6 protein-coding genes are annotated in these 6354 nt (G+C 65.2%); 1 reads left to right on the forward strand and 5 read right to left on the reverse strand.

Annotation, left to right across the window (positions count from 1 at the left end):
- Positions 1-97: 97 nt before the first annotated feature.
- Together AC1DHD_RS13025 and AC1DHD_RS13030 are read right to left on the reverse strand one after the other, a co-directional pair.
- Positions 98-754 (reverse strand): gluconate 2-dehydrogenase subunit 3 family protein, encoded by a 657-nt coding sequence (locus AC1DHD_RS13025; RefSeq protein ID WP_476880116.1) that lies wholly within the window; start codon positions 752-754, stop codon positions 98-100.
- Positions 751-1209 (reverse strand): hypothetical protein, encoded by a 459-nt coding sequence (locus AC1DHD_RS13030; RefSeq protein WP_476880117.1) that lies wholly within the window; start codon positions 1207-1209, stop codon positions 751-753. Before AC1DHD_RS13030 ends, AC1DHD_RS13025 begins: the two co-directional genes overlap by 4 nt.
- A gap of 78 nt (positions 1210-1287) precedes the next feature.
- Here AC1DHD_RS13030 and AC1DHD_RS13035 point away from each other — a divergent pair, with 78 nt between their 5' ends.
- Positions 1288-1803: a MarR family winged helix-turn-helix transcriptional regulator gene (locus AC1DHD_RS13035; protein WP_476880118.1), complete on the forward strand. Its 516-nt coding sequence runs from the start codon at positions 1288-1290 to the stop codon at positions 1801-1803.
- 398 nt (positions 1804-2201) lie between these two features.
- On the opposite strand, the gene AC1DHD_RS13040 is transcribed toward AC1DHD_RS13035, so the two are convergent.
- From AC1DHD_RS13040 to AC1DHD_RS13050, 3 genes are all read right to left on the reverse strand, one after another.
- A complete protein-coding gene (locus AC1DHD_RS13040; protein ID WP_476880119.1) occupies positions 2202-3224 on the reverse strand; it encodes an SDR family oxidoreductase in 1023 nt (340 codons plus the stop codon).
- Between the two features lie 59 nt (positions 3225-3283).
- Positions 3284-5056: a glycoside hydrolase family 15 protein gene (locus AC1DHD_RS13045; protein ID WP_476880120.1), complete on the reverse strand. Its 1773-nt coding sequence runs from the start codon at positions 5054-5056 to the stop codon at positions 3284-3286.
- A 107-nt stretch (positions 5057-5163) separates the two neighbouring features.
- Positions 5164-6354: thiamine pyrophosphate-dependent enzyme (locus tag AC1DHD_RS13050; protein ID WP_476880121.1), on the reverse strand; the 1191-nt coding region annotated here is incomplete at its 5' end.

The following is a 6354-nucleotide window of genomic DNA, read 5'->3' on the forward strand; positions in this document are numbered from 1 at the left end:
TCCTGGAACCGGGCCATGTCGGTGCGCAGGGCGTGGTTAGTTCCCGGCACGGCGGGCAGCAGCCACGCGGAGGCGTTCCTATCTTTTACCGAGGCCATCAGTGCCGCCTCCCTTTCCCGGATTTTGTTTTGGGACGGGCCGGATCCTGTCCGGGGCGGGCGTCCGCCACTTCGAAAGGCTCACGGGCGTCGAGGCCAAGATTCTTGTATCCGCGTGGATAAGCGGGCCCGGCAAAACCAATCTCATCCCAGGCCAGGGGATGCGAGTAGAAGGCCGTGCACGCATACCGGGTCCAGAGGCTCCACACCTGGGGTGCCTGCCGCCCCCGCCACTGTTCGGCGTGGTGAATGTCCGTCAGGAGGCCTTCCTGCTCATCCCAGGACAGCTCGCAAAACGCGTTCCCGCTCCGGGCCCGGGCCTCGGCGTCCAACGCCGCGAGGGTGCTGCGCCAGGCCGCCGGGTCCGGTTCCATGCCTTCGTAGTGCCAGCCGTCGGTCTGGTCCTCGGCCAAACGTGAGTCGACCATGTTGACCACCGGGACCCGGGGTTCCTGGCGCTGGTCCAGCAGTTGGTCAAACAACGCCCTAGCCGCTGCCTCCTCCGCGACGGTGAAGAAGCGCAGGTCGGCCGGCCGGCCGAGGCGTGCCAGGACGACGCCTTGCGTCACCTGATCCCAGTGCCCGGATTGCCCCTGGGCATCGAAGCCCGGGAAGCGGCCGCCCCCGTCCTTCGGATCCAGTGGCAGGGCCGTCACTTTTCCCTCCTGAGCACCGCGGCGAGCAGACCCATGCCGCCCACCAGAGTCACCAGGAGCGGGGCCAGCAGCGGCGGCCCCATTTCCATGTTGTACTTCAAGTTCGAAAACCCGCCGGGTTTCTGCGCAATGCCCCGGGCGTGTAGATATGTTCCCTGCAGGCCGTTGGCGACAATCGCTGCGGAGGCCAGGGGGAGCGCCGTTTTGGCCATCCGCCTGCTGAACACTCCAGCCACGCCGGCAGCTGCTCCGACCGGTCCGAGGGCAACAGGGATCCACATCAGTTTGTTGCCAAAGCTTGCCTTGTCATGCTCAAAATAAATTTCCGCGGCGGTCACGAGGGCGCCGATTGCGGTAATCCCGGAAAGGGACCGCTCGAAGCGGCCGGTTTCCACGTTGCGGATCATCCGGTCTATCCCGTAGACGGTTGCCCCGGGTGTAACTGGTGTCTTCATGGCGCTCCTTGTCGTCAGACTGGTTCTACCGCGACGCAAATATTTCATTTGCGCAACAGATGGATGGATACTCGTGGTGTGGCAAATTCAGAAGATGCAGAACAAGCCGCCGGTGCGCGGAAAGTGATCTTGGGTGGCAGCGAGGTGGATGCGGTGGTACGGGCGGCCAACATCTTTCTCCGGGTCGCCGCGCAGTCAGTGGCAGAAGTAGAAGACGTGGTGACGACACCGCAGTTGCGGGTGCTGGTGCTCATCGCGAACCGCGGCCCGCAAAACCCCGGTGCTGTGGCTGTCGAACTGGGGGTCCATCCCTCGAACGCCACGCGAACGTGTGACAGGCTGGTACAGGCCGGGCTGATTGAACGGGGCGAGGATCCGCAGGACCGCCGCCTATCCAAGCTGGTCCTCACCGCCAAGGGCATGCAACTGGTTGAGCAGGTCATGTCACACCGGCGTGAAGCGATAGCAGCGGTCCTGGAACACCTGCCCGCCCAGACCCGGAAGTCCCTGACCGAGGCCATGAACGCGTTCGCGAAGGCCTCCGGGGAGACTGAAACCGAAGACGGGCGCTTCGCCCTGGCCCTCCACCGCTGAATCGACATAGTTTCACCGCCGCTTGCGTAGGGCCGCTGGCGGGAGCGCCGCGGGCCGGCGCGGCCTGATCCGACCGCTCAGGCCAAATTCCGTACCTGCGAACAGGGCGGCAACCACAGCGTCCAGCGCGGCGACCCTGCGGCGCCGCCGATCCGTAACCGCCAACCCCACCATGCTGGCCGAGTGCAACGAGTCCACCACACCGGCGCCGACGTGCAGCAATCGGGAGGCAGGCGCCGCACCAATGACCAGCGCCTGCAGGAGGTGCCTCGCGCCAAGAATACGGACCACTGCGCGAACCCGCCGGTCCGGCTGGTGTCCGAGCGCCAGGCGGAAGATCATGCCCGGACAGGCCAGCTGGCACAGTCCGTACACGGCCCGGGTGGCTTCCAGCGCCCTCACCGCACTGTCCTTCCCAGCAGCGAACCGCCGAAAGCCCACAGACCCAACGCGGTGGCGCCGGCAGCCGCAAGGACGGTGCCGTGGTGGTGGGAGGCCCATAGTTGAGGGCTCCGCGCCGCCGAGCGGGCATCGAACGCCCCGTGGGTGCCGAAATCCCGGTCCCCGTCGGCCGGTTCCCAGAGGTTGACGGGCTGTTCCGGGTCGCGGCGTTGCGGCCTCTGCTGGGAAGCGAATCCTTTCCGGGCCAGGTACCTGTCCAGCAGCCCGGGGGCCACAGCGTTCGCCACCAGGGTGGCTGCGGTGCTGGCCCCCACCCAGTACTCCCGGCGCTGCGGGTGGGCGGTGGCAAAGAGCACCCCGCGGGCAGCGACTTCCGGCTGGTAAATCGGCGGAACCGGCTGGGCCTTGTTCGGCACTCTGGAAAGCACCCAGCTGAACTGTGGCGTGTTGACCGCAGGCATTTGCACCATGGTCGTTTTGATCGGACTCCCGTCGTGCAGCAATTCGCAGCGAAGTGATTCGTTGAAGCCCTGGATGGCGTGCTTGGCGCCGCAGTAGGCGGACTGCAGCGGGATGCCCCGGTAGGCCAGCGCCGAGCCGACCTGGACGATGGTGCCCCGGTTATGTTTCTTCATGCGATCCAGCGCGATCATTGTTCCGTAGACGTATCCCAGGTAGCTGACGTCGGTGACGCGTTTGTATTCCTCCGGCTTGATCTCGGCGAAGGGGGCGAACACGGAAGTGAAGGCAACGTTGACCCAGATGTCAATCGGTCCCAGTTCCTGCTCTATGCGGCTTGCTGCCGCGTCGAGGGCATCATGGTCGGACGTGTCCACCGCGATGGTCAGGGCACGGCCGCCCGAGTCTTCGACTTCTTTGGCTGCACCGGCAAGCCCTGCCTCGCCGCGCGCCAGCAGGGCGACGGAGGCACCATGCCGGCCAAAGGCAATGGCCGTGGCCCGCCCGATACCGCCGCTGGCGCCGGTGACAACGATTGTCTTGTCCCTGAAGGTGTTCATGCGTGCTCCTCGTCCTCGCCCGGGCAAGCTCGCCCGGAGGTGGTTGGTGGTGCTCACTGTCAAGAATTCAGGCCCCGCCATGGTGGCGGGGGATCCGCCAGCCGCCGGGATGTTTCCAGCAGGGCTGCGTGCACAAAGGCCTGGGGGAAGTTCCCCCGGAGTTGGCGTTGTTCGATGTCGTACTCCTCTGTGAAGAGTCCCGGGGAGCCGCAGGCGGCACGGTTTCTTTCGAACCAGCGAGCCGCTTCCGTGGTCTCCCCGCTTTGGTGGAGGGCCATGGCCATATCGAAGCCGCACAGCAGGAAGGCGCCTTCGGATTGGTCCAGCGGCCGTCCGTCCTGGCGGAAGCGGTACAGGTACCCGTCGTGGGCAAGGTCGTCCCGGATCGCTTTGAGAGTGGCCACGGACCGGGGATCGTCGGCCGGAAGGGCGCCCCGGATTACCGGGAGAAGCAGGGACGCATCGACCCGGTCGTCGTCGGGTGCCCGTTGCCACCGTCCGCTGGAATGCAGGCAGTCGTTGGCCACATCGGTAATGAGGGCGTCAGCCTGCGAGGTCCACGCGGCCCCCTGTTGCGGCGGGGCATTGCGGCCGATGGCGCGCAACCCGGCGGCGCAGATGAGGCGGGAGTGGGCCCACCTTCTGTTGTCGAGTTCCCACATGCCCGCGTCAGGTTCCTGCCACCGCGCCATGATGGCCTCCGCGCAGATCTCCGCCGCCTTCCAGTGCTCGAGGTTCAGACGGTCATGCTCCGCAGCGGCGGCGAACAGCAGCAAGGACTCCCCGAATGCGTCCAGCTGGAACTGGTCATTGACCCAGTTGCCGGCCTTGCCGGACCCCCCGGGGTAGCCGGGCAGCCCAACATCCCATTCATCCGGGACCCGGCCCCCCTCGGTGGTGTAGGCCGGCTTCATTTCCGGTCCGTCCGTGAGCAGCCTCGCCGAAACAAAACCGACCGCGCTATCCAGCAGCGGAAACATCTTGCAGGCCGCCACCGACTGGCCGACAAAGCACTGATCCCGGATCCACGCGTAGCGGTAGTCGTAGTTCCTTTTCTGCCCGGCCCGTTCGGGCAGGCCCATGGTCGACGCGGCGACCATGGCTCCTCCCACCCCGGTCATTCCGCGAAGAACGGCGTAGGACTGCCGGCAGTCGTCCGCGGATATGGTGTTGTCGAAGCGGGGGACTGCCGAGTGCCACGCATTTTCTGTCGCGCTCCACGCCGGAGCGGCCTGCACGGGCTCCGCGGGCAGTTCGCGGTTGGAGATTTCCAAAACCAGATCGTGGTGTTCGCCTTCGGCAAGTTGGAGAACCACTTCGAGTCCTTCCGATCCCGCCTTCGCCCCCGGCGCGCCGCCGAGGCGGATCCTGAGGTCTCCGGAGCTCGCGGTCCATAGACCGTCGGCACAGGAAAGCCTGGTCATCTTGTGCTTGCCGAAGTTCGCTCGGGCGTCCAACGTCACCCGCACGGTTACCTGGCCCCGCGCGGCACGGATCCGGCGCAGCAGCACGGCCCGGGTTGGATCCCCGGGGTACGCCAGCGCTTCCCGGCATTCAATAATTCCTGAGCCGGTTACCCACCGGCTCACCCAGATCAGCGTTCCGTCCTCGTACTGTCCGCCCCAGACGTTGTGCGGGTCGGTAGGCGTCACGGCGTACGTTCCGGGGCCGCCCAAGAGTCCCGAGAACACCGCGTCGTCCTGCCATTGCGGTGCACACATCCACACCACTTCCCCACCGGGGCCTATTAGGGCCGCACGGGCGCCGTCGGCAACCATTGCGTACTCACGTAAAACGTGAGGGGGAAAGCCCGGAAGCGAATTACTAAGCATGTTATGTAGCCTAAGCGCAATAATTGCGTTATCGCAATGAATAACCTGAAGAATTGCTGGGCGCCCGGCGGTGGCCGAGCTGGGATGGGGAATCGGCGGGGCGTTCCCTAGTGTTGTTTCTCTTCACGGTCCTGGCCGAGGTGGAGCTTTCCTTTGACCCGTTCGATTCCTTCGGCGACCAGGGCCTTAGCGGAGTCGCGTACGACCCCAATCTCGTCGGGGTCCTTCTTGAGAAGGGCTTCTGCGGTGTGCTTGGCGAACTCAAGGGTGATGTGCGGGGGAAGGGGTGGGACGTTCTTGCTGGTGTACGCGTCGATGAGGGTGACACCGTGGTTCGCGAATGCGGTCTCCCATGCGCCGGCGACCTCACTGTCGGTCTTGACCCGGATGCCGGTAAACCCGAGCAATTCCGCCCACCCGGCATAGTCAACCGACTGGACGTCCTGGGAGGTGGGCCACACAGGATTGGCGTCCTCGGTACGCATTTCCCAGGACACCTGTGTGAGGTCGTTGTTGTGCAGCACCATGATGATCAGCTGCGGATTCTCCCATTCCTGCAGGTATTTCTTGATCGTGATCAGTTCGTTCAAGCCGAGCATCTGGAAGGCCCCGTCACCGATGGTGCAGACAACAGTACGGTCCGGATAGGCGAACTTTGCCGCTATGGCGTAAGGCATCGCGGCGAGCATGCTGGCAAGGCGTCCGGAAAGATCACCAAGCATGCCGCGGCGGAGTCGGATGTGGTGTCCGTACCAGTCCGCCGTGGATCCGGCGTCGGCGGTGACGATGGCCTGCGGGGGCAGGCGCTTGTTCAACTCGTGGTAGACGCGTCGGGGGTTGACGCCGTCCTGATAGGTCAGCATGGCCTGGGCTTCCATCTCGTTTTCCCACTCCACCATTTCCTCGGCGACGGTGTTCTGCCAGGAGAGGTCGGTTTTTGCCTCTAGATGCGGGATGAGCGCGGTGAGGGTTGCCCTCACGTCACCCCACAGGTTGAGTTCGGTGGGGTAGCGCAATCCCATTTGCTCGGGCTTGAGGTCGACTTGGATCGCGCGTGCCTGTCCGCTCTCGGGCAGGAACTGGCTGTACGGGTAGTTGGTGCCGAGGAATACGAGGGTGTCGCATCCGCTCATCTGGTGGGCACTGGGCAGGGAGCCGAGGAGACCGAGTTGCTGCGAGTGGTGCGGCACGTCGGAGGGGATCACTTGTTTGGCGCGAAGGGCCGTGATCAGGCCGGCACCGCAGAGCTCGGCGGCCCTGAGGACCTCGTCGGTGGCCCCGTTTGCGCCGTGGCCGAC

The sequence above is a fragment of the Arthrobacter sp. 05L45_2 genome (assembly GCF_056397525.1).

Excerpts from the sequence above, each read along its gene's own strand:
- AC1DHD_RS13030 (WP_476880117.1), bottom strand. The coding sequence starts at position 1,209 with ATGAAGACACCAGTTACACCCGGGGCAACCGTCTACGGGATAGACCGG.
- AC1DHD_RS13045 (WP_476880120.1), bottom strand. The coding sequence starts at position 5,056 with ATGCTTAGTAATTCGCTTCCGGGCTTTCCCCCTCACGTTTTACGTGAG.
- AC1DHD_RS13040 (WP_476880119.1), bottom strand. The coding sequence starts at position 3,224 with ATGAACACCTTCAGGGACAAGACAATCGTTGTCACCGGCGCCAGCGGC.